Raw genomic sequence first — 23,310 nt, forward strand, 5'->3', positions numbered from 1 at the left:
TAGGAGTTTTAAAACCTTTTGTAGAAGATTAGGACTTTTATAACATTTGAAAATCAATAATTATTTCATCACTTCACGCTAGCCCTGAATCCATTAGAAACGATTATCACCATCTAATAAATTACCTAAACCTCCTAAAATACTTCCTTCGCCTTTTTGTTTACCGCCACCTTGTGGAGCTGCAGCAAAAACCCGGCTGGCCAATCTACTGAAGGGTAGCGATTGAATATATACTTTCCCAGGTCCGGTGAGCGTGGCAAAGTAAAGTCCTTCCCCGCCAAATAACGTATTTCTTATTCCACCTACAAACTCTATATTATAATCTATTGAATTTTCAAAACCAATAATACAACCGGTATCTACTTTTAAGCGTTCTCCGGGAGCTAATTCTTTTACTGCAGTTGTTCCTCCAGCGTGCACGAAAGCCATTCCATCTCCTTCTAATTTTTGCATAATAAAGCCTTCTCCCCCGAAAAAGCCGCGACCTAAGCGCTTGGAAAATTCAATCCCAATAGAAACGCCTTTGGCAGCACATAAAAAGGCATCTTTTTGACAAATAAACTTTCCTTGGAAACGGGTCAGATCTATCGGAATAATTTTGCCAGGATAAGGCGAAGCGAAACTTACCCGTTTTTTCCCAGGGACGGTATTATAAAAAGCGGTCATAAATAAACTTTCTCCGGTAATAAGACGTTTTCCGGCTCCAAATATTTTCCCCATAAAGGTATTGTCATTAGAAGACCCATCTCCAAAGATGGTGTCCATTTTAATGCCGTCTTCCATCATCATTAAAGCACCGGCTTCAGCAACAACGCCTTCATCAGGGTCTAATTCTACTTCTACATATTGCATTTCTTCACCAAAAATCTCGTAATCTATTTCGTGTGCATTCATAATTTTAGTTAAGTTAATTTTTATTTAAGTTGAATTTATTTAATTTTTACAATACTTATCCCTGAAGAAGTTCCTATTCTACTTACTCCAAGTTCAATATAATTTTTAGCGGTTTCTTGATCCCTAATTCCCCCGGATGCTTTTATTTTCATTCGATCGCTAATTGCACTGTTCATTAATTTCACATCTTCTATTTTGGCTCCCCCGCTAGCAAACCCTGTGGAAGTCTTTACAAAATCGGCTCCGGCTTTTTCAGCTAACTCACAAGCGATTATTTTTTCTTCATTTTTTAATTCGCTCGCTTCGATAATTACTTTTAAAATTTTATCGCCAAGAATTTCTTTAATTTTTCTAATTTCATTTTCTATATAAGTATATTCCTTAGCTTTTAGTTTCCCTAAATTAATTACCATATCAATTTCATCGGCACCATCATTCACCGCATTTTCTGCTTCAGAAGTTTTAGATTCAGTACTCATTGCCCCTAATGGAAACCCGACAACCGAAGCTATTTTAACGTTAGAATTTTTCAATAAAGAGTTTGCCAGTTTCACATAGCAACCATTCACACAAACTGCATAAAAATTATATTCTATGGCTTCTTCACATAACCTTTCAATATCTACAGGCTCAGCTGTCGACTTTAATAAAGTATGATCTATGTATTTATTTAATTCCATTATTTATAATTGCTGATTACCGAAACTAACTCTTGTTTTTGCAAAACCCCTGATTGTCGCCAAACTTGATTCCCTTCTTTAAATAAAATCATGGTAGGCACTCCCCTCACCTGAAATTTAGCTGCTAAAGACTGATTTTTATCAACATCTATTTTTACAATTTTCAAATCATCTCCTAATTCGGCTTTTACTTCTTGTAAAATTGGAGCTAGCATTTTGCAAGGTCCGCACCAATCTGCATAAAAATCTACTAAAACCGGTACTTTTTGATGAATGATATCTTGAAAGCTATTCTTCATTTTATTGGATTAAAAGTTTCCTATAAAAATAATATTTTAGATTTATCTTCTTCTTAAGGTTTCAACAAAATATGGTTTAATTCCTAAAAATATCCCTTTATATCTATCCTAAAAACATCTATTTTTGAAGTATGAAAAAATTTGAGGAAATCAACAAAAGCAGTTTCGGTATTTTATTCGAATCTGTTTCAGAAGGGATCATAGTTGTTAATAAAAGTCAAGTGGTTGTAGCCATAAATGCTTCTGCCAATAAGATGTTTGGGTATGAAGAAGGTGAGCTAAAAGGAAAACCATTAGATTTATTAATTCCTCAAAAATATCGTCATAATCACGATAAAAACGTAGATCGTTTCATGGAAAGTTCAGAAAACCGACAAATGGGACACGGTCGTGATTTATATGGTTTACGAAAAGATGGTAGTCAATTTCCGGTAGAAGCCGGTTTAAATCCTTTTACCCTTGATGGGCATCATTATGTGATGGCTATGGTCATAGATATTAGCATTCGTAAAACCCAAGAAAAACAAATTCTTGACCTGAATACAAAGCTTGAACAAAAAATTGAACGAAGGACCGAGGAACTTAAAAATACGGTCATAGAACTGGAAGATGAAATTATTAAACGCAAAGAAGCCGAAAATAAAATAAAAGAATCTCTTAGGAAAGAACGTGAACTCAACGACCTCAAGACCAAGTTTCTTTCTTTGGTTTCGCACGAGTTTAAAACCCCGCTAAGTGGGATCCTTACTTCAACCACACTTATTGGTAAATATACACAAACCGAACAACAGGAAAAGCGGGAAAAACACTTAAAAACCATTAAAAACAAAGTAAAATACCTCAATAATATTTTAGATGATTTTCTTTCGGTAGAACGCTTAGAAACCGGAAAAGTAAATTACAAATTCAGTTCTTTCCCCTTAAGTAAAGTTACCAACGAGGTGATTTACGATGCAAATATGCTCTTAAAAGACGGACAAAAAATTAGTTATCCTAAAAACATCGATGAGATTATTTTAGATTTCGACGAGAAAATACTTGAGCTTATTCTCACTAACCTCATCAATAACGCTATTAAGTATTCTCCAGAAAACACCACTATTTCCATTGAAGCCTTTACTCAAGAAAATATGCTTAGCATAATCGTAAAAGATCAAGGAATTGGGATTCCTGAAAAAGAGCAAAAATATATTTTTAAAAGATACTTTAGGGCAGAAAATGCGCTATTGAACCAAGGAACCGGGATTGGACTCAATATTATACAAAGCCACTTGGAAAACCTTGGCGGAAATATTATTTTTACCAGTAAAGAAAATGAAGGAAGTACATTTACCGTAACACTTCCACTAACCTCAAATCAATAAACACCCCTACTATGAAAACTATTCTTCTTATTGAAGATGATGTCGCATTACGCGAAAATACCGCTGAACTTTTAGAACTTTCTAACTACAACGTAATTACCGCCCCCAACGGAAAAATAGGAATAGAAAAAGCTTTTCAAGAAAAACCCGATATCGTGGTCTGTGATATCATGATGCCTGAAATAGATGGCTATGGTGTCTTAGAAACTTTAGCTAAAAACCAAAAAACACAACATATCCCATTTATTTTTCTTTCGGCTAAAACTGAACATAAAGAAGTGAGAAGAGGAATGGATTTAGGTGCCGACGATTACCTGACCAAACCTTTTGATGAAGAAGAATTAATAAGTGCGGTAGAAAGCAGATTGGCCAAGGCCAAAATTTTAGCGCAGAATGTCACCGAACCTATTAAAGTTGAAGTTGAAAAAGAAGATGATGTTCGAAATTTAAACGAACTAAAAAACCTTTTTGACGATGAGGGGGAGATTAGTATGTATAAAAAAGGGGAAACCATTTATACAGAAGGCGATCACTCCAATTATATTTATCTAATTTTAAAAGGTGTGGTAAAAACCCACCAAATGGATGAAAATGGTAAAGAATTGATCACCGCACTTTTTAAACCCGATGATTTTTTGGGCTTCACCTCTTTTGAAGATCAAATACCTTATCAAGAATCGGCTACCGCAGTAGAAAAAACGGAACTTGCCGGAATTTCAAAACAAGCTTTGAAGCACATCTTAGAAAGTAATAAAAAAGTGACTTTAGACTTAATGAATGTTCTTACCGATAATTTATCGGATATTAAGCAGCAATTATTACAAATGGCTTATAGTTCTGTAAAGCGAAAAACAGCTCAAACCATCCTTCAATTTGTAAAAGTATTAGACAAAAAACCTTCAGAAAATATTAAAATTTCCCGGGGTGATTTAGCCAGTGTTGCCGGAATTGCTACTGAAAGTTTAATTAGAACACTTTCTGCTTTTAAAAAGGAAGGCCTCATTGAAATTGAAGGTAGAAATATTAAAATACTGAATGTTGAAGGGCTAGAGATGATGGAATAATTTTCTTTTATAAAGAAATTAGACCGCTTTGTTATTATAAAAAAAAGCAAAGACTTATATAGTCGCTCCTCCTTTAAAAGTAGAATAAGGAGTGGTGATTGTAATCGCATACACCTTAAAAATAGTTTAAACCACTTTTCATGATTACCCCAAAAGCTTTCTTCTTTAGTTTATTGATAATCCTAAGCATAGCTTGCAAAAACGAGCATAAACCACAGGAAAAAAAGTTATCTTCAAAAAAAGAAAAGCAACTTACCAATTATTTAAATAGTGAACTTGAAAACACACTTGGTCTGGCTGTTGCCGTTATTAAAGACGGGGAGTTAATTTATGAGAATTACCTGGGTAAAGAAAACCTGAGCGGAAAACCGGTGAATAAAAACACCATCTTTCCGCTCTATTCTATTTCTAAGCTAATTACTTCCACAGCTATTTTTCAACTGATCGAAGAAAATAAACTTCAGTTGGACGATAAAATTTCATTGTATTTAGATCATCTTCCCAAAAGTTGGCAAACTATAAAGATTAAGCATTTACTCTCCCATTCTTCAGGACTTCCTGATTATGATGTTTTAAGTGGAAAAGTTTCAGACAGCATTACCTTCAAAAAATTAACTGAAAAAGAACTTCGTTTTGAAAAAGGGGAACGTTGGGAATACAACCAGACTAATTTTTGGTTTCTTTCAAAAATTATTGAGAAAGTAACTCATAAAAGTTACGAAGAGTTTGTAAAAGAAAATCAGTTTCAGCATAACCAACTACTTTTCTCTTCCAACTTTATAGATCCTGTAAAAAATAGAAGCTTTAAGTATAATTTCAATCCGGACACGAAACAATGGGAAAAGGTTTCTTTAGATTTTGGAGATAGAACTAACGCTGCCGGAGGCATTAATCTCACCCTAAATCAATTTGTAGAGTGGACAAAAGATTTTGACAACAATCAATTGATCAGTCCCACAACTAAAGAGAAAATGTGGACACCTTTTAATTACCAACAAGCATTTTACTTCAATAATAAAAAAGATGAGTTTCTGTATGGTTGGGAACAGTATTCCTCTAACAACGAAATTTCATACGGCTTTACGGGAGGTTTAGTGACAGGCTACAGAAAATTTATTCATCAAGATATGACCATTATTGTGTTCACTAATGGCTTAAAAGAAAAACCTATTCACAATAAAATTATCAGCAAAATTGCCGGAATCGTTGATTCTGAACTCAACTAATTAAATACTCCTCTTCCTTTAAAACCGATACCCTTTGCTGGTTGAAGGCTTGTACAGATCACACTTTTCTTTCATAAAAAATTGAAAACCTGATTTTTGTCATTTTTCAACAAGTACTCCTCTTCTATTTTTGCTTTAAAATATAATGTACGAGGAAGATGAATATTTTAATGCCTACTGATTTTTCTGAAAACTCATGGAACGCGATTAGCTATGCTTTATCGTTCTTTAAGAACGTGTACACAAATTTTTATTTTTTACACGTAGAAGCTTCCGAATGGGAAGAAGAGGAAGAAAACCTGCATACCATTCAGGTAAAAGCCAAAAGTTCTGCTAAAGCATTTCAAACTTTACTAGGGCGTTTGGGAGAAGAAAAGCTCAATAAAAAACATCAGTTTTTTACTTCGTTAGAACAAGGTCACTTTGTAGAAACCATTCGTCAACACGTTAGTGAACGTGATATCGATTTTATTGTCATGGGTACTCAAGGAGCAAGCGGTTACAAAAAAGCTACTGTAGGAAGTCATTCTACCGAAGTGATTACCCGCGTTAAATGTCCGGTGTTAGTGATTCCCGAGCATGCCACTTATCGCGAACCCAAGAATATTACTTTTCCTACAGATTTCAATATTTCTTATAAAAATAAGGTCATCCATACCCTAAAGCAAGTATGCCATTTTAATGATTCTGCATTGCGAGTGCTTTATCTTTCTAAAAAAAGTGAAGAACTTACTGAACGTCAAGAGAGCAACAAAAGTTACCTAAAAGAGCAGTTATTAGAAATTGAACATAGCTTTCATTACACTAGGAACAATACTTTGGAAGAAGCGGTAGAATCCTTTGTATCTTCAAATGAAACCCAAGTAATAACGATGATGGCAAAGAACCTGAACTTTTTTCAGCATATTTTATTTCATCCTGTAGCGAAAAAAATTAGCTATCACAAAGAAGTTCCGTTTTTAGTTTTACACGAATAAGAAAAGAGCATATGTGTCAACCACTCATTCAAAAATATAATATTCCAGGTCCTAGGTATACCAGTTACCCAACTGTTCCGTATTGGGAGGAAGCTACTTTTTCTAGTAACAATTGGAAGAAATCGGTACTTGAATCGTTTGAAGAAAGTAATACTTCTGAAGGAATTAGCCTTTACATTCACTTACCTTACTGTGAAAGCATGTGTACCTTTTGCGGTTGTAACAAACGTATTACCAAACGTCATGAGGTCGAAGAACCCTACATTACTTCTGTTTTAAAAGAATGGCAGTTGTATTTAGATTTTCTACCGGAAAGACCACGTATCAAAGAAATACATTTAGGGGGTGGAACGCCCACTTTCTTCTCTCCGGAAAATTTGCAGGAACTTATTAAAGGGATTTTGAAAAGTGCTAAGTTGGCTGAAAATTATCAGTTTAGTTTTGAAGGGCATCCCAACAACACGACCAAAGAACATTTAGAAGCACTTTATCAAGTTGGTTTTAGAAGGGTAAGTTATGGAGTACAAGATTATGATATAAAAGTTCAGCAAGCCATCCATCGAATTCAACCTTTTGAAAAAGTAAAACAAGCGACAGAAATGGCTCGTGAGATTGGTTATACATCCATTAGTCACGATATTATTTTTGGTTTACCTTTTCAGAGTATCGAAGCGGTTAAAAATACGATTTTAAAAACCCAAGAATTAATGCCCGATCGAATTGCGTTTTACAGTTACGCACACGTTCCGTGGATCAAAGGAAACGGGCAACGCGGTTATAGCGAAGAGCATTTACCTTCCGCAGAAATTAAACGTAAGCAATATCAATTAGGAAAAGAATTGCTGGAAGAAATAGGTTATGTAGAAATTGGGATGGATCATTTTGCTTTAAAAACCGATGATTTGTATCAATCTTTAGAAGCCAAACAATTGCATAGAAACTTTATGGGCTATACCGCTTCTAAAACCCAACTAATGATTGGTTTGGGAGTCTCTTCCATTAGTGATAGTTGGTATGGTTTTGCGCAAAACTCGAAGAGTATTGACGAATATCAAGAATTAGTCAATAATGGTGAATTACCCGTATTTAGAGGACATTTATTAAACGATGAGGATTTAATCATCAGAAAACATATTTTAAACTTGATGTGCCATTTGCAAACTAATCTTTCTATAAAAGATAATTTGTTTGAGCTTCCTGAAATACTGGAACGCTTAGAAGAAATGGAAAAAGATCAATTAATCGAAGTACTCCCGGCATCACTACAAATCACAGAAAAGGGAAGGCCATTTGTAAGAAATATATGTATGGCGTTCGATTTACGCTTACAACGAAATAAACCGGAAACTAGATTATTCTCGATGACGGTTTAAGTAGTAATTAAAATAGGAATAGGTTAAGTTTTATTAGTAGGTTAGTAGGTTGGTCAACACCCTGAGGTTTTTACGGAAACTGAAGGGTGTTGCTATTTTTGGAAGAAGAAAAAGACCTACTTGGGTCTCGCCATAAAAATTTTCATCTGGAAGTTAGTAGCCATATTCCGAGCATTGAATTTAGCACGTTCGGCAAGCTCTCCTTCAAAATATTCATCAATAGTATTTACCCAAAGGTTGAGCCACACCCCAAAATGTTTGGCTTCAATTTGATGATTAAAATTATAATCAACCATAATATGAGCTCTCCCTGGACGACCGCGATACTTTCCTACAAAAAACAAATTGCTTTCCCAGAAATCGGTTAATTTCTCTAAGTGATGATCCCAATTAGTAATGGTTTCATTAAAAAAAGAGCCAATCTCAGGATTGGCTCTTACTTTATCGTAAAACCGATGTACTAATAATTGCACATCGGCTCTATTTTCTATATGTTTCATAAATTATTAGAACAACAACATTAATCCGTGGTACAAAATAAATAATAAATTCACAGAAATACTTCCTACCAACGAATTAAATACTTGTTTTGCCGGTAAACAAGAAAGCACCGCAGTATTATATCCCATACTAATCATCACCACCGCAAAAAGCTGAATCATTTGCCAAACACCGTGACCGGTCATTAAGATAAACATAGCTGCAATAGCACCTAAACAGCTAGATGCGATAATACCAATAGCGGCACTACCATAATACATTTCTTTAAACTCACCGTAATACTTTTGATACACTGACATCTTCTTATGTTTTAAAAATTATAGTGTAAAAGTATGGGTAAAGAGAAGCTTAAAAAATGACATTGGTCAGCTTTAAAAAATTCTTTAAAACACAATTAAAGTTATAAATATTTTAATATTATTAATTTTTACTTTAATTTTATTTAAAATTAATTTGAATTATTTTAAAAATGGCTCAACTTCCTATAAAATGTCCCAGTTGTCAAAACACCTTAGAAGTAAGTGAACTTTCCTGTGCACATTGTGAAACCAAAATTTCCGGTACTTATGGGCTTCCGGCCTTAATGCAACTTTCCATAGAAGACCAAGAATTTATACTTGAATTTGTACTTACCGGAGGAAGTTTAAAGAAAATGGCTACCCAACTTGGTAAAAGTTATCCTACAGTAAGAAACAAACTGGACGACATTATTGAAGAATTAAATTCAAAATAAACTAAAGATGAAAAAGATTTTATTTCAACCCTTTGAAAACTATTCTGAAAAAAAATTACTGTTTGTTGGAATTTTAGGAACACTGCTAGGTTCACTCATCGCCTATCTATTGAAAGCTAGGTTTGATGGCGTTTTAGATGTTCATTTTATAGATTCCGTAAAAATTTATGATCCGTTACTTGATAACCTAATTAATATTTTTAGTCTTAGCCTTGTTTTATGGATTGCAGGTAAGATCGTAAATTCAAAAACCCGATTAATAGATATTTTCAACACTTCGCTTATTGCAAGGTTGCCGTATTACCTCATCAGTTTTGCAAACATTAATGGGTATATGGGAGATTTATCTCAACGACTTTTAAATTTCTCTGCAGAAAAACCTGAACTACTTTCTATAGAAGGTACAGACTTACTCATCATTTTAATCTTTGCATTCATTTCACTTCTTCTCCTTATCTATTACCTCTATTTACTTTATAAAGGATATCAAATTGCCACTAACGCAAAAGGAGCTTTACCTATTATTCTATTTATTCTTGTTGTTCTTTTTGCAGAAGTACTTTCAAAATATATCATTTCTCTAATTCACTAATTACTATGAAAAAATTATTACCGCTCCTACTTTTAATGGTATTACATTTAGGATTCTCTCAAAACCTAGCAGGAGATTGGAAAGGAAACCTTGTGTTTCAAGGAACAACACTACCTACCATTTTTCATATTGAAAAAGCCGAAGATCATTACCAAGCTACCATGGATAGTCCCCATCAAAACGCTTATGGAATCCCTATCGATAAAGTAGAATTTTCGAACAAACAACTTACGCTAACTCAACAGGCAGCACAACTTACGTACGAAGCGGTATTAATTGATAAGAAGCATTTAGAAGGAACATTTCAACAACGCGGTTTTAGTATTCCGTTGAATCTTGAAAAACTTACTGGAGAAGAAAAAGAAACCTTAACATCAAATGCCCATCGGCCGCAAACTCCAAAACCTCCTTATCCCTATCAAGTCGAAGAAGTTAGTTTTTACAATCCAACAGCAACTATCACTTTGGCCGGAACGCTTACAATCCCTAAAGGAAAAGGTAAATTTCCGGCGGTGGTTCTTATATCTGGGAGCGGACCTCAAAACCGAAATGAAGAAATTTTTGAGCACCAACCTTTTAAAGTAATTGCCGATTATCTGACTAGAAACGGAATTGCCGTATTGCGTTACGACGACCGTGGCACGGCAGCTTCTGAAGGAGACTTCGCCACAGCTACCACTTTCGATTTTACAGATGATGCAAAAGCCGCTGTCGATTACTTAAAAACTAGAAAAGAAATCAACAAGAAAAAGATTGGCGCGATAGGTCATAGTGAAGGCGGTGCCATTGCCCCCATTCTTACCCAAAAAACACAACTGGATTTTATTGTTTTAATGGCCGGCCCGGGTTTACAAGGAAGTAAGCTTTTAAATCTTCAGCGTCAAAAGCAAGAAGAAATAATGGGCATTAACCCAATCATGACGCTACAACGCATGCACGTTTTTCAAGAAGTTTATGATGTTATTTTAGACACGACATTAAGTAAAGAAGAAACAAAAATTCAAACGAAACAGGTTTTTGAAAAACATTGGGGAGATCTAATTTCTGAAGAGCAACTCAACCAAGTGGTAGAACAACATAATACCAAATGGCTAAAAACCTTTATTCGTTTTAATCCTGCAACTTATCTTGAACAAGTAAATTGTGAAGTCTTGGCCATCAATGGTGAAAAAGACAGTCAGGTTCCTGCAGAAGAAAACTTAGCGGCTATCCACAGAAGTGTAGAAATAGCAGGTCAAAAAGTGACTACGAAAGCTTATCCTAAGCTCAATCATTTATTTCAAAAAGCTGAAACGGGAAGCGTCCAAGAATATAAGGAAATTGAACAAACCATCGACCCGCAAGTTTTAGAAGACATAACCAATTGGGTGTTAAACCAAACGAAAAATTAGTGTAATTTTATTCATAATTCACCGACTTATTTCAAGTAATTGTTGTTGAAATAGCTTGAGCGTATCTTATGAATAATTTAAAAGATTTAGAAAAATTTAGTTCGCATTTAAAAAGTTCTCCAAAAATGCCGGCCTTTTTTATTGGGCACGGCAGCCCGATGAATGCTATTGAAGACAACGAATTTGTGCAACAATTTAAAAAGTTAGGAGAAGATATTCCCACACCACAAGCTATTATTTGCATTTCAGCGCATTGGCTCACCCAAGGTACCAAAGTTACCGCGATGCCCAACCCAAGAACAATTCACGATTTTGGGGGTTTCCCGCGTCCACTTTTTGAAGTGCAATATCCTGCTCCCGGCAATCCTGAATTGGCAAAAACAACACAGGAAATTTTACGTCCGTTTGAAGTTGAATTAGACGAACATTGGGGTTTAGACCATGGTTCTTGGACGGTTTTGCGTCACATTTACCCTGAAGCTAATATTCCTGTAATCGAATTAAGCATCGATTACAGTCAACCGCTTTCTTTTCATTTTGATTTAGCAAAACGCTTGGCAAGCTTACGTCACCAAGGCGTTCTCATAATAGGAAGTGGAAATATTGTACACAACCTTCGCTATGTAGATTTTAAATATATTAATCATTTAGACCACGGTTACGATTGGGCGTTTAGTATTCGGGAAAAAGTAAATGAACGAATTCTGGAAGGTAACTTTCAAGATTTAATTAATGTGCAGCAATTAGGAAAAGATTTTACCATGGCTGTGCCCAGTTACGACCATTACCTTCCTTTAATTTATAGTTTGGCTCTAAAAGATGAACAAGATGAAATTGAACTTTTCAATGATTATGTAATTGGTGGTTCATTGAGTATGACTTCAGTAAAAATTAGTGCTTCATGAAAAGAACCCTCAGTTATCTTTGGCCATTAACCAAAAAAGTAAACTCTGAATTTAGTGGAGAATTGGAAGTGACTTGGCTTAACGGAAAGAAAATTTTAGACACCAAAAACGCCAATTATTCTTACGGCGCTTTACATCAAATTTTAGATGTAGCTTTACAAAAAACCAATGCGAACCGTGGCGGACATACACTTGTACTGGGCTTAGGTGGCGGAAGTATTTTGCAATTACTAAGAAAAAAATATAATTTCTACGGAAAAATCACTGCCGTAGAGTTGGATTCTAAAATCATTGAAATTGCAAAACAAGAATTCAAGATTCAGCAGTATCAACCTTTAGAAGTGATTTGTGAAGATGCCGAAAAATTTGTTCAGCAACACGATAAAAAATTCGACACCGTAATTGTTGATTTATTTATAGATGTAAAGGTTCCCGAACAATTTTTCAAAATACAATTTTGGGAAAATTTAGCTAAGTTACTTCAACCGGAAGCCACTGTTATTTTTAATGCCGGGATTGGCGAGCATCATCAACTAGAAATTGAAAAACTTCAGCAAGCAACTAAACAAATGATTTCTTTTCAAAAGACAACTCACGTAAAAGGAACCAATACGCTGTTGTTAGGAAAGAAAATAGAATAAAATTTATTTCGTTTTTCAAAAAAGATTTATTTTTACACAAAACTTGATTTTATGAATTCTAATTTTTCGGAAGCTTCTACTTACGAAGCTCCTTCATTAACCCAAGATGAAATTAAAAAAGCGCAGGCCGGCTTTATCACAAAAGTGTATAGTTGGATGACTTTAGCTTTAATGATTACCGGATTGGTAGCGATTATTACCGCTTCAACACCTTCACTGCTCAATGCTGTTTTTGCCAATAGATTTGTATTTTTTGGACTTATTATTGGTGAATTTGCTTTGGTAGCTTACTTAACATCTTCTATTAAAAAATTATCGGCAAGTACTGCTATTGCTCTGTTTATTGCCTATTCTGCTTTTAACGGATTAACTTTATCATTTATATTTTTAGCCTACACCTCGGGATCCATTGCCTCTACGTTTTTTGTCACCGCAGGAACTTTTGCCGCCATGAGCGCCTACGGTTACTTTACCAAAAAAGATTTAACCAAAATAGGCAACTTGTGTTTTATGGCGCTTATCGGGTTAGTGATCGCTTCCGTAGTCAATTTATTCTTTCAGAATGAAATGTTGTATTGGATTGTGACCTACGCCGGAGTTTTAATCTTTGTAGGATTAACTGCTTGGGACACACAAAAGCTAAAAAGAATTGCGGTGGAAGGGAATGAAAATTCTGAAACCGGACAAAAGCTATCCATCATTGGTGCATTAACCTTATACTTAGACTTTATCAATCTTTTCTTGTTCTTACTTCGTATTTTAGGAAATAGAAGATAAGCTATTTATAAATTTTCTACGTCACCCTGAACTCGATTCAGGGTCACATTAAGCCGCTAAAAACTCACTCAAATGAGATTCCGGATCAAGCCCGCCTGCCGGACGGGCAGGTCCGGAATGACGGAATCCAAACTCATAAAAAATCCCTAGTTTTCACTAGGGATTTTTTTGTAATATAAATGTCAGTTCGAGCGGAGTCGAGAACTCCATACAGACCAAAAAACATTGAATTTAAAAACCTTTCGACTCCGCTCAAGGTGACAATTTATTTTATTTAAAGCGTTCGTACATTGCTTTTTCTAAACTTTCCTGATGATCTGCATGGGCTATTGAAATTAAGGCTTTAGCTCGTCGTTTTAAGCTTTTTCCATATAAATTCACAACACCATTTTCGGTAGCAATATAATGAACGTGGGCGCGCGTGGTTGTTACACCGGCTCCTTCTTTTAAAAACGGTACAATCTTAGAAATTCCTTTTGCAGTGGCCGATGGCATCGCAATAATAGCTTTACCGCCTTCTGAAAGGGAAGCTCCACGAATAAAGTCCATTTGACCTCCCACGCCGGAATACTGCATTTTCCCAATCGTATCGGCACAAACTTGTCCCGTTAAATCTATTTCTATCGCACTATTAATAGCGGTCACTTTTGGATTTCGTCGAATAATGGCCGTATCATTGGTATAGGCAGCTTCTTTAAAATGCACCAATGGATTATCGTCTAAAAATTCATAGAGTTTAGGCGAACCGATCGCAAAACAGGTTACTATTTTACCGTTTTTCACCGCTTTGTTTTCTCCCGTAATAATGCCCTTTTCAATAAGCGGTAAAACACCGTCAGAAAACATTTCGGTATGAATACCTAAACCTTTGTGGTTATACAAATTATTTAATACCACATTCGGTATTCCTCCAATTCCCATTTGTAAAGTGGCTCCATCTTCCACCAATTGTGCCACGTGATAACCTATTTGTTTTTCAACTTCAGAAGGTTCAACCGTAAATACTTCGTGAATAAGTTCGTTTACCTCAACCGCCGCATCAATTTTACTCATATGAATAATTCCATCACCATGCGTTCTGGGTACTTGTGGATTCACTTGTGCGATTACTTTTTTTGCACATTGTATAGCGGTGATGGTCACATCTATCGATGTTCCTAAGGAACAATACCCGTGTTTATCTGGTGGTGAAACTTGTATAAATGCCACATCTAAAGGTAAAATACCGCGTTTAAACAACAGATGCATTTCACTTAAAAATATAGGAATATAGTCACCGTGTTCAGAGTTTACGGTTCGTCGTACATTACCGCCCACAAAGCAGCTATTCACGTGAAAACTTTTATTATAAGGATCTTGCGCGTACAATGCATCGCCTTCGGTATGCATTTGTACCAATTCTATATCTGATAATTCTTGGTAGCGCTCGCACAAAGCTTTGATGATTACTTTAGGGGTCATTGCGGCTCCCTGAAAAAACACACGATTTCCTGATTGTACATTTGCGACAGCTTCTTCAGCTGAAATAAATGGTAGCATAACTCTTCTTTTTTTTATTTCTCCTGCAAATCTAACCCTTCGCCATTCTTTAAAATATGACATTTGACAGACTTCAAAAAAAAAGGTTTTTTATAAAAATTTGGTGGTTGCAACCAAATATAAGGTTTATACTTTTCGCTTAAAAGGAGACTTCATATGTAAAGCAAAAGCACACAATAGGGCAAAACCAATCCCGATCCATTTACTGATTTTTAAATCGACTCCCATTCCCAAATCAGTATCATAAAGTATGTAAGTTATCACTACGGAAGTAATAAAAGTAGCAGGTATTAGAGCCATCCAATAATAGTTATTTTTTTGGTACAAATATACTGTCCCTATCCAAAGAGCTATAGCTGCGGTAACCTGGTTTGCCCATGAGAAATAACGCCAAAGTGCACTAAACTCAATAACCGTTATCAGCAAAAAGGAAATTGCAAATACCGGAATTGCAATAAAAAAACGGTTTTTCAGTATTTTTTGAGGTGTATGTAAGTATTCAGCAATAATCATTCTGGCTGCTCGAAACGAGGTATCGCCGGAAGTAATGGGTAAAACAATTACCCCAATTACGGCAATGGTGCCGCCAACAGAACCCAAAATTAAGGTTGCCACTCTACTTACCACGGCTCCAGGACCTCCGTCTGCTATAAGTTGTGATAATTCTTGCTGGTCTATAATTGTCATGGCTGCCGCTGCCCAAACCATCGCTATAATACCTTCGGCAATCATCATTCCGTAAAAAACATAACGACCATCTTTTTCGGTATTTAAAGTTCGAGAAATAATAGGAGATTGTGTGGCATGAAACCCAGATAAAGCTCCGCAAGAAATGGTTAAAAAAATGACCGGATAATAAGGCAAACCTTTAGGGTGTACATTTTCAAAGCTCAGTTCAGGTATAGTATGATCATTAAAAAGAATACCTATCCCAATTCCTAAGGCACTTAATAAAAGTAATGCTCCTAAAAAAGGATAAATTTTACCAATTATTTTATCTATTGGCAAAACGGTAGCAATGGTATAATATAAAAAAATAATGGCGGTAATTATCATTAAGGTTTGTTCTCCTCCAGCTAAGAGTTCACTAACCATTTTAGATGGCGCCACTACAAAAACGGTCCCCACCAATAGCAGTAAAAGCAGAGCAAAAAGGTTTACCAAATGGCTAAAGGGTTTTCCTATATATTTTGATGCCAATGCAGGGAGTTGCATCCCTTTGTTTCTTACCGATATCATTCCTGTAAGGTAATCGTGCACACCACCTGCAAAAATACACCCAAATACAATCCAAAGAAATGCGGCCGGACCATATAAAGCTCCTAGGATAGGACCAAAAATAGGTCCGACTCCAGCAATATTCAATAACTGTATAAATGCGTTTTTTTGTTTATTAAGCGGAATAAAATCTACTCCATCGTTTTCGGTATGTGACGGAGTAGGGCGATTGCTTTCTTTAGCTCCAAAAACACGCTCTATGAGCTTTCCATAAGTAAAATATCCTATAACTAGTAGCAAGAGACTGCTTATAAATGTAATCATGAAGGAGTTCAACTAATTGAATTAGCAATTTACAGTAATATTTTATACTTAACAAATGCCCCTACAATTTTACCGATAATTTGAACCTTTTATGAATGGCAATCGATTTGAGAAGAAACTTTTTCGGTGGTATGAATGGGTTTTGGGGAAACATAGGGAATGCCTAAACCTAAACCTCGTAAAACAAACAACAACCCCACAATCACCACAAAAATCGGTATGGCTTTTTGTATTTTTTGTCGGAAGGAAGTACTTAAAAAATTACCTGCTAATACCATTGTTGTCATTAACGGAATAGTCCCTAAGCCAAACACTAACATATACAACAAACTCATTGAGATACTTTCATAGGCAAACGAACCAAAAATAGCCATGTATAATAAACCGCAAGGTAAAAATCCGTTGAGAAAACCGATGCTTAGAAAAGTATCCGGGGTTTTCTTTTGAAGTTCTTTTCCTAAAGCTGATTTTACTTTAGAAATAAGTTTAAAAACAGGTCTGGAGAAATTGTATTTATTAAACGTTTGATGTGGAATAACCACTACCAAAATCATCAATACGCCAATAGCGATCGATATTTTTTGCTGAATCCCAAACAAAAATAAGCCTTTACCCAATAGCCCGAAAAGCAAACCAATAAAGCTATAGGTGAACAATCTCCCTAGGTGGTAAAGGCTTAATTGTAATATTTTTTTAAACTTGCTTTTTCTATCCAACGGAAGCATAAATGCAATTGGACCACACATTCCCACACAGTGAAAACTGCCCAATAACCCTAATATGAAAGCTGAATAAAGCATAATTACGATTCTTAATTAAAACCTAATAAACTACTTACTCTTATGTGATGCTGAATCAAGTTCAGCATGACGCATTTTATCTTTGTCAGGTCGAGTGGAGTCGAGACCTTTTTGTTTTTGTAATTTTAAAAAACCTCTCGACTCCGCTCGAGGGGACAGATTCATTAATTTTTGAATGTCCGTTATAAATTATAACGAGATGCCGTTATCCTGAACCTGCTCGTCCGGCAGACGGGCTTGCTTCAGGGGCTCATCTCCAAGATTTTATTTTTCAATTTAGTATGTGATTCCGGATCAAGTACCGAATGACGAAAATATCAATACTAGAATAATCAGTTTAATTTCTAATCTGTAAATCTTTTTTAAACAAATATGTGGTTCCGTTCCATTTCCAATGGATAGAAAGTTTGTATTTCCCCTCCACTAATTTTTCAGCCGGAATCATCATTTGCTGATTTTCTAAGTTCACAGGGATTTCTAAATCCAATTTTTTATTGGAAGGTCGGTATAAATTTACTTTACCTTCAATGTCTATTTTTTCTGAAGGAAACAGAATTTGAATACCTTCTGCTGAAACTTCAACCTGAATATTTTCAGCTAAATGGGCTGAATTTTGTTGGGCATCAATCTGATCTTGATAGGCCAATTCTTCTTTGTAATATTCTTCGGTTACCAAATCGTGATCGTACTTTGTATCAGTGCTCATTTTGATAACAAAAAACATAATGAATCCCATAAAACACACTATAGTAATTACAATTCCTACTCCCCAGTTTATTTTTTTCATCGTTATTTATTTTAATTTTCTATCTTCTATTTGGATGAGCTGCTAAAACGAATTACCTAAAACTCCGCGGACCTAAAAAGGATGCTTTTGTAGTTTCAATAAGTTGATCGCCACTATAAACTCCTATTTTTAATCGTTCTTTATCAGTTTCTAATGCAGCTTGATTAATATCTATGAACAAGGTTCCTTTTGATAATCCTTGTTTAGGAACTTCAAAGTTTTCGTGCGTCACCAATTCAATTCTTCCGCTGTGCGAAATCAATTTAAAATGAACATTTTCAATAGGTTTTACAGTTTTATTGACCAATTTAAAAGTGTACACATTCCTAATTATATTATTATCTTTTTTCTCATACAATTGTCCAGGTAAACGCAAAACGGTAGCTTCTACATCATTTCTTAGAAAAAGCATTCCGGTTAAAACACCTATAAGAATTACCAGAACAGCAGTATAAGCTTTTAAACGTGGATTGAAGGTAAACTTTTTCTTTTCAGCTATATTTTCTTCACTGGCATATCTAATTAAACCTTTGGGAAGGTCTACTTTTTCCATCATCGCATCACAAGCATCAATACAAGCGGTACAATTTACACATTCAAGTTGCGTACCGTTTCTAATATCGATTCCTGTAGGGCAAACATGAACACATTGCGAACAATCGATACAATCTCCTTTTCCTGTAGCTTCCCGGTCTTCATTTTTTCTATACTTCGCCCTTCCTTCTTCTTTCTCACCGCGCTTATAATCGTAAGCAACAACAATGGATTTTTTATCTAATAAAACGCCTTGCAAACGACCATAAGGACAAGCAATTATACATACCTGCTCTCTAAACCAGGCAAAGATAAAATAGAAGACCCCAGTAAATATAAGAAGAGAGATGAGTGTGCTTGCGTTAGCAGCGGGGCCTTCTATGATATATCTTAAAAGTTGATCGCTTCCTATTAAATAGGCTAGGAAAATGTTAGCTATTAAAAAGCTAATCACAAAATAGATACTCCATTTTAAAACTCGTTTTCTAATCTTTTCGGCATTCCAAGCTTGCTTAGCTAAACGAATTTGTTTTCCACGATCACCATCGATCCAATATTCGATTCTACGGAAAACCATTTCTAAAAATATCGTCTGCGGGCAAATCCACCCACAGAAAATTCGACCAAAAGCAACGGTAAACAGTATGATGAATACCACGCCAATAATCATAGAAATCACAAACAAATGGAAATCTTGTGGCCAAAACGGAAATCCAAAAATATTAAAGCGACGTTCTAAAACGTTGAACATCAAAAACTGATTGCCATTAATTTTTACAAATGGTGCTGCAAACAGAAATAATAACAAACCATAACTTACCCAAGTTCTATATTTATAATATTTACCCTCGGGCTTTTTAGGAAATATCCACGATCGTTTCCCTTCTTGATTGATGGTTCCTATCGAATCTCTGAATTTTTCGTTATCTGGAGTTTCCACGTTGTTTAGGTATTAGGTTGTAGGTATTGATTTATGGTTTAAAAAACCTCATTATGCTTTGATAACAAAACTGGATGAGTTCAAAACAAGCGGAATTGAGACCTCTCAACTCCGCCAGAGTTGACCTATCTTATATTTCATCAGTGACTTGAATCGTATCCATCGAGGTCGTATTTTCTGCTCTTTCTACCTCATCGGCTTTTGGAGCATCACCTTCATCTACCCAAAGTTCGCCTTGAGGTTCTTTAGGTTCTGCCGGGGTTGTGCCTTGTAATGACAATACGAAACTTGCTACTTGTGCTCGTTCTACCGGTTTTAAGGTTCCTTCCCAAGCTACCATTCCCTTCCCAGATCGACCTCCTTCGGTTACCGTTCTAAATACGTTTTTAATGCCACCGCCTAAAATCCAATATTTATCGGTTAAGTTAGGACCAATCCCTCCTCCACCATCGGCTTTGTGACAAGCGGCACAGTTGGTTTGGAATATTTTTTTTCCCGCTGCCAAATCAGATGCATCAGTCAGTAATTCAACGGTATTCACATCTACCAAGTTTTTAGCGGTTTTCTTATATTCTTCAATGGCTATTTTGGCTTCCACTACTTCCGCTTCATATTCTTGAATTTGATTATCATCTTGGAAAATATGGTAACGTGCTAAATAAACTCCTGCAAAAATGATCGTTGCATAGAATCCGTAAAGCCACCAAGGCGGAAGGTTGTTATCCAATTCTTTGATGCCATCATAATTATGATCGAGGATAATTTCATCTTCCTTTTCGATGGGTTTTCCATCTACCAGTTTATTATAGAGTTTATTATAGAGTTTATGGAACCAAGCATATTGTTTGGCTCTGCTTTCTTTTTCTGCAGCTAAATAGCGCGCTTTAGCTTCTTCATCTAGTGATTTAAAAAGTACGCTTCGCAACGCACCTACACAAAGTTCTACAGCTATAGCAAATAAACCGGCCACCCCTAAGACTAACCAAGCTAATGGATAGGTGGTAAAAACCGAACCGTCTTCTATTTCTACCGTATATTCAATTAATAAGTACCCAATTAACAGAAACAGGAATACTCGAATGTATGATGCTAAATTTTTCATAAGGCAGTATCTTTTTCGGTTTCTAGGGGTAAATTACTCACTTCTTTGATGTAATCTTTTCTAGTAGTAAATACCCACCAGAACAAGGCTAAGAAGAAGAAGAAAAATATGAGTAAGGAAATCATCGGGTAAACTTCTACCCCATCGATTGTTTCCATGTGTCCTTTTATAAACTTCAACATGATTTTTGGTTTTAGTTTGAACTTACTTCTTGGTTATCGTCTTTTATTTTAATATCGGTTCCTAATCGCTGAATGTAAGCGATAAGTGCTATTACTTCACGATCTTTCATTTCTACGAAATCGAGTCCGTTTTCTTTAGCAAACTTTTTATCGGCTTCGTAACTTTCAGCAAAATCAGGATCTGAATATAGGTTTTGTTCAATTTGAGTGGCTTGCTCTTCCATCCATTTTTGAGCATTGGCAATTTCTTCTTCGGTATAAGGAACACCCAAGGTTACCATCGCTCTCATCTTATCTTCGGTTTGTGAACGGTCATGTTCATTTTTAATAAGCCACTTATAACTTGGCATAATTGAACCGGAAGAAGTTGTTTGCGGATCGTAGAAGTGATTGAAGTGCCAGTTATCAGAATACTTTCCTCCTACTCTAAATAAATCGGGTCCGGTACGTTTACTTCCCCATAAGAATGGATGGTCGTACACATATTCTCCTGCTTTAGAATATTCGCCATAACGTTCTACTTCACTACGGAAAGGTCGAATCATTTGCGAGTGACAAGAGACACAACTTTCCCGGATGTATAAATCCCTTCCTTCTAATTCTAATGGAGTATATGGCTTCACACTAGAAATTGTAGGAATGTTAGAATCAATCATTAAGGTTGGAATAATTTGAACGGCTCCACCAATTAAGATCGCAATGGTTGCAAAAATGGTTAATTTTACCGGTCTTCTTTCTAACCAAGTGTGATAGCCTTCTCCGGCAACACGTTTATTGGTTACTTTTGGAAGTGGAGCTGCTTCTGCTAATTCATCGGTTACAGTGCTTCCAGCCTTAATAGTTCTTACAATATTGTAAAGCATCACGAAAGCTCCTAGAATATATAAACTACCTCCTATAGCACGCATCCAGTACATTGGGATAATTTCTTGAACGGTTTCTAAGAAGTTACCGTACACTAAACTTCCGTCGGGATTAAACTGTTTCCACATGGAAGCTTGGGTAAATCCTGCTACATACATCGGTAATGCGTACATAATAATCCCTAAAGTTCCAATCCAAAAGTGAACGTTTGCCAGTTTAGTTGACCATAAATTTGATTTCACTAATCTTGGTACTAACCAATACACCATTCCGAAGGTTAAGAAACCATTCCAAGCTAAAGCTCCCACGTGAACGTGTGCAATAATCCAGTCACTAAAGTGTGCTACGGCATTGATGTTTTTAAGCGAAAGCATTGGTCCTTCAAAAGTTGCCATCCCGTAACCGGTAATAGCCACTACCATAAATTTTAAAACAGGATCTGTTCTTACTTTATCCCAAGCACCGCGCAAGGTTAATAATCCATTGATCATCCCACCCCAAGATGGAGCGATTAACATCACGGAGAATGCAACCCCTAAGTTTTGTGCCCAATCGGGTAAAGCAGAATACAACAAGTGGTGAGGTCCTGCCCAGATATAGATAAAAATTAAGGACCAAAAGTGTACAATCGATAGTCGGTACGAATATACAGGACGATTCGCGGCTTTTGGCACAAAATAATACATCAAGCCTAAGAATGGGGTGGTTAAGAAAAATGCCACCGCATTGTGCCCATACCACCATTGTACCAAGGCATCTTGTACTCCTGCATAAACCGAGTAACTTTTTAACGCACTTACCGGAAGCTCGATATTATTAAAAATATGAAGCACAGCTACCGTCACAAAAGTCGCTAAGTAAAACCAAATGGCAACATATAAATGGCGCTGTCTTCTTTTAAAGATCGTCCAAATCATATTTACCCCAAAGGCTACCCAAACTAGCGCAATCGCAATATCGATAGGCCATTCCAATTCGGCATACTCCTTAGAGGAAGTATAACCAAGCGGAAGGGTAATTGCTGCCGCAACAATAATTAATTGCCAACCCCAAAAATTAAAATTACTTAAAGCATCACTGGCCATTCTGGTTTTTAGCAAACGCTGTAAGGAGTAATAAACCCCTGCAAATATGGCGTTCCCTACAAAGGCGAAGATTACGGCATTGGTGTGTAAGGGTCGTAAGCGACCAAAACTCAGCCAAGAAATCCCATCGGTAAGATTGGGAAATAAAAACATAAACGCTAAGAGAAGTCCCACAGACATCCCTACGATTCCCCAAAAAATCGTAGCGTACAAGAATTTTTTTACGATCTTATTGTCGTAATAAAACTGATCCATTTCCATTTTTATGATTGTTTGTCTTTAGTTAATACTTGTTTTTGATTTTTCTTTTTCTTGGGATCTTTTACCAGCTCGTCTTCAAAAAGCATCCGTACTGAAGGCGTGTATACATCATCGTATTGCCCATTCTTTACAGATAGAATAAACGCTACAAAAAATATAACCGCAACGGTGATACTGATAGCTAGTAAAACATATATTACACTCATAACTCTCTATTATGGTTCAAAAGTAAATGTGAAGGCTTTCTTAAAAAATGA

The 23,310-nt window shown here is 35.9% G+C and carries 25 protein-coding genes; 11 read left to right on the top strand and 14 right to left on the bottom strand.

Annotated elements, in window-relative coordinates; translation table 11 throughout:
* Nucleotides 1–93: 93 nt before the first annotated feature.
* Genes FVB9532_RS06680 through trxA form a run of 3 tightly spaced genes read right to left on the bottom strand, consistent with a single transcriptional unit; the run spans nt 94 to nt 1,873 of the window.
* Complete coding sequence (locus FVB9532_RS06680; protein WP_150544429.1) at nt 94–894, bottom strand: TIGR00266 family protein; 801 nt, start codon at nt 892–894, stop codon at nt 94–96.
* 35 nt (nt 895–929) lie between these two features.
* Complete coding sequence (gene deoC, locus FVB9532_RS06685) at nt 930–1,574, bottom strand: deoxyribose-phosphate aldolase (RefSeq protein WP_150544430.1); 645 nt, start codon at nt 1,572–1,574, stop codon at nt 930–932.
* Nucleotides 1,574–1,873, bottom strand: coding sequence for a thioredoxin (gene trxA / locus FVB9532_RS06690; RefSeq protein WP_150544431.1), 300 nt, complete (start codon nt 1,871–1,873; stop codon nt 1,574–1,576). The genes deoC and trxA overlap by 1 nt, the downstream gene beginning before the upstream one ends.
* A 131-nt stretch (nt 1,874–2,004) precedes the next feature.
* Here trxA and FVB9532_RS06695 point away from each other — a divergent pair, with 131 nt between their 5' ends.
* From FVB9532_RS06695 to hemN, 5 genes are all read left to right on the top strand, one after another.
* Nucleotides 2,005–3,237 (top strand): sensor histidine kinase, encoded by a 1,233-nt coding sequence (locus tag FVB9532_RS06695; protein WP_150544432.1) that lies wholly within the window; start codon nt 2,005–2,007, stop codon nt 3,235–3,237.
* Nucleotides 3,238–3,248: 11 nt separating this feature from the next.
* Nucleotides 3,249–4,301 carry a response regulator gene (locus tag FVB9532_RS06700; RefSeq protein WP_150544433.1) on the top strand — a complete coding sequence of 351 codons (1,053 nt, stop codon included), beginning with the start codon at nt 3,249–3,251 and terminating at the stop codon, nt 4,299–4,301.
* Between the two features lie 140 nt (nt 4,302–4,441).
* On the top strand, nt 4,442–5,527 hold the full coding sequence (locus FVB9532_RS06705) for a serine hydrolase domain-containing protein (RefSeq protein ID WP_150544434.1): 1,086 nt from the start codon (nt 4,442–4,444) through the stop codon (nt 5,525–5,527).
* Between the two features lie 158 nt (nt 5,528–5,685).
* Nucleotides 5,686–6,504, top strand: a complete 819-nt coding sequence (locus FVB9532_RS06710) for a universal stress protein (protein ID WP_150544435.1) — start codon at nt 5,686–5,688, stop codon at nt 6,502–6,504.
* Nucleotides 6,505–6,515: 11 nt separating this feature from the next.
* Nucleotides 6,516–7,877 (top strand): oxygen-independent coproporphyrinogen III oxidase, encoded by a 1,362-nt coding sequence (hemN, locus tag FVB9532_RS06715; protein ID WP_150544436.1) that lies wholly within the window; start codon nt 6,516–6,518, stop codon nt 7,875–7,877.
* Between the two features lie 116 nt (nt 7,878–7,993).
* Here hemN and FVB9532_RS06720 read toward each other — a convergent pair whose 3' ends face one another.
* Together FVB9532_RS06720 and FVB9532_RS06725 are read right to left on the bottom strand one after the other, a co-directional pair.
* Nucleotides 7,994–8,377, bottom strand: a complete 384-nt coding sequence (locus tag FVB9532_RS06720) for a group III truncated hemoglobin (RefSeq protein WP_150544437.1) — start codon at nt 8,375–8,377, stop codon at nt 7,994–7,996.
* 6 nt (nt 8,378–8,383) lie between these two features.
* Nucleotides 8,384–8,677 (bottom strand): hypothetical protein, encoded by a 294-nt coding sequence (locus FVB9532_RS06725; protein WP_150544438.1) that lies wholly within the window; start codon nt 8,675–8,677, stop codon nt 8,384–8,386.
* 170 nt (nt 8,678–8,847) lie between these two features.
* Between FVB9532_RS06725 and FVB9532_RS06730 the strand changes: the two genes are divergently transcribed.
* The 6 genes from FVB9532_RS06730 (at nt 8,848) to FVB9532_RS06755 (ending at nt 13,417) form a co-directional block, all read left to right on the top strand.
* Nucleotides 8,848–9,111 carry a DUF2089 family protein gene (locus FVB9532_RS06730; protein ID WP_150544439.1) on the top strand — a complete coding sequence of 88 codons (264 nt, stop codon included), beginning with the start codon at nt 8,848–8,850 and terminating at the stop codon, nt 9,109–9,111.
* Between the two features lie 7 nt (nt 9,112–9,118).
* Nucleotides 9,119–9,703 (top strand): hypothetical protein, encoded by a 585-nt coding sequence (locus FVB9532_RS06735; protein ID WP_150544440.1) that lies wholly within the window; start codon nt 9,119–9,121, stop codon nt 9,701–9,703.
* A 5-nt stretch (nt 9,704–9,708) separates the two neighbouring features.
* The gene (locus FVB9532_RS06740; RefSeq protein ID WP_150544441.1) at nt 9,709–11,094 is read left to right on the top strand and encodes an alpha/beta hydrolase family protein; all 1,386 of its coding nucleotides are present in this window, start codon (nt 9,709–9,711) and stop codon (nt 11,092–11,094) included.
* A gap of 68 nt (nt 11,095–11,162) precedes the next feature.
* Complete coding sequence (gene ygiD / locus FVB9532_RS06745; protein WP_150544442.1) at nt 11,163–11,999, top strand: 4,5-DOPA-extradiol-dioxygenase; 837 nt, start codon at nt 11,163–11,165, stop codon at nt 11,997–11,999.
* A complete protein-coding gene (locus tag FVB9532_RS06750; protein ID WP_150544443.1) occupies nt 11,996–12,640 on the top strand; it encodes a spermidine synthase in 645 nt (214 codons plus the stop codon). Before ygiD ends, FVB9532_RS06750 begins: the two co-directional genes overlap by 4 nt.
* 51 nt (nt 12,641–12,691) lie before the next feature.
* Nucleotides 12,692–13,417: a Bax inhibitor-1/YccA family protein gene (locus tag FVB9532_RS06755; protein ID WP_150544444.1), complete on the top strand. Its 726-nt coding sequence runs from the start codon at nt 12,692–12,694 to the stop codon at nt 13,415–13,417.
* A 270-nt stretch (nt 13,418–13,687) separates the two neighbouring features.
* On the opposite strand, the gene FVB9532_RS06760 is transcribed toward FVB9532_RS06755, so the two are convergent.
* The 9 genes from FVB9532_RS06760 to ccoS form a co-directional block, all read right to left on the bottom strand.
* Complete coding sequence (locus FVB9532_RS06760) at nt 13,688–14,956, bottom strand: acetyl-CoA hydrolase/transferase family protein (protein ID WP_150544445.1); 1,269 nt, start codon at nt 14,954–14,956, stop codon at nt 13,688–13,690.
* A 126-nt stretch (nt 14,957–15,082) separates the two neighbouring features.
* Entirely contained in the window at nt 15,083–16,498 is a 1,416-nt protein-coding gene (locus FVB9532_RS06765; RefSeq protein ID WP_150544446.1) for a carbon starvation CstA family protein, read from the bottom strand.
* 89 nt (nt 16,499–16,587) lie between these two features.
* Nucleotides 16,588–17,298, bottom strand: a complete 711-nt coding sequence (locus FVB9532_RS06770) for a sulfite exporter TauE/SafE family protein (RefSeq protein WP_150544447.1) — start codon at nt 17,296–17,298, stop codon at nt 16,588–16,590.
* 337 nt (nt 17,299–17,635) lie between these two features.
* The gene (locus FVB9532_RS06775) at nt 17,636–18,085 is read right to left on the bottom strand and encodes a FixH family protein (RefSeq protein WP_150544448.1); all 450 of its coding nucleotides are present in this window, start codon (nt 18,083–18,085) and stop codon (nt 17,636–17,638) included.
* A 52-nt stretch (nt 18,086–18,137) separates the two neighbouring features.
* Nucleotides 18,138–19,559, bottom strand: coding sequence for a cytochrome c oxidase accessory protein CcoG (gene ccoG, locus FVB9532_RS06780; protein ID WP_150544449.1), 1,422 nt, complete (start codon nt 19,557–19,559; stop codon nt 18,138–18,140).
* Between the two features lie 130 nt (nt 19,560–19,689).
* Nucleotides 19,690–20,661, bottom strand: coding sequence for a cbb3-type cytochrome c oxidase N-terminal domain-containing protein (locus tag FVB9532_RS06785; protein ID WP_150544450.1), 972 nt, complete (start codon nt 20,659–20,661; stop codon nt 19,690–19,692).
* Nucleotides 20,658–20,843, bottom strand: coding sequence for a CcoQ/FixQ family Cbb3-type cytochrome c oxidase assembly chaperone (locus FVB9532_RS06790; protein WP_150544451.1), 186 nt, complete (start codon nt 20,841–20,843; stop codon nt 20,658–20,660). The genes FVB9532_RS06785 and FVB9532_RS06790 overlap by 4 nt, the downstream gene beginning before the upstream one ends.
* 11 nt (nt 20,844–20,854) lie before the next feature.
* Complete coding sequence (gene ccoN, locus FVB9532_RS06795; protein ID WP_150544452.1) at nt 20,855–23,053, bottom strand: cytochrome-c oxidase, cbb3-type subunit I; 2,199 nt, start codon at nt 23,051–23,053, stop codon at nt 20,855–20,857.
* Nucleotides 23,054–23,055: 2 nt separating this feature from the next.
* Nucleotides 23,056–23,259, bottom strand: coding sequence for a cbb3-type cytochrome oxidase assembly protein CcoS (ccoS, locus tag FVB9532_RS06800; protein WP_150544453.1), 204 nt, complete (start codon nt 23,257–23,259; stop codon nt 23,056–23,058).
* Nucleotides 23,260–23,310: the final 51 nt, after the last annotated feature.

This window comes from Mesonia oceanica (assembly GCF_902499555.1).
Taxonomy (GTDB): Bacteria; Bacteroidota; Bacteroidia; order Flavobacteriales; family Flavobacteriaceae; genus Mesonia; species Mesonia oceanica.